The sequence below is a fragment of the Blautia sp. 210820-DFI.6.14 genome, assembly GCF_020558815.1.
Classification (GTDB): Bacteria; Bacillota; Clostridia; order Lachnospirales; family Lachnospiraceae; genus Blautia_A; species Blautia_A obeum.
On the sequence record NZ_JAJCKS010000095.1, the window covers coordinates 1 to 556 of the forward strand.

The 556-nt window shown below is 38.7% G+C and carries 1 pseudogene; it reads left to right on the plus strand.

The annotated features are described in order from the left end of the window. Window positions 1-359: pseudogene (locus LI112_RS17880) on the plus strand (hypothetical protein); the annotation flags it as partial. Window positions 360-556: the final 197 nt, after the last annotated feature.

Sequence of the window (556 nt, forward strand, 5' to 3'; positions counted from 1 at the left end):
AGCATCCAACATTTGATGGTGATGTATATGTCGAAAATATCCGGTGTTTTCTGGACATTTCCCAAGAAGAGTTAGAAAAACGTAAATGTACAGTCAATGAACAGGATACGACAGCACTTATTTTCAGCCAGAAACATCTTGAAGCATTATACTTGCAATGTCTTATGCACAGACGAAATGCGATGCAAGAGATTCCGGAATTAAAAGGTTTGTCAGAAACGTGCAACAGGATTTATAAATTGCAGGATGTAGATGTATTATTCCAATGCCTGCTGATGGATCAGATGGATTGGGAAGAAGAAAAGTTATATGTGCAGTTCAGCACAATTTATTTATTGAAGCAGACAGTGAAAAATTAAAACCCATGACTTCTCGACAATTTGTCGGGAAGTGGAAAGGAGTCAAATTCCAATGAAAATATATCTCCCCCATCTGTTAGTACCACCGTAATTTGCTGATCAGAATCGAAAGGAGGCGTGCAAATTGCAGGAAGAAGTTACTCAGAAAACAATCGCATTGTCGGTTAAAACTGCAAGAGTGACTGCCGACGTGTTAA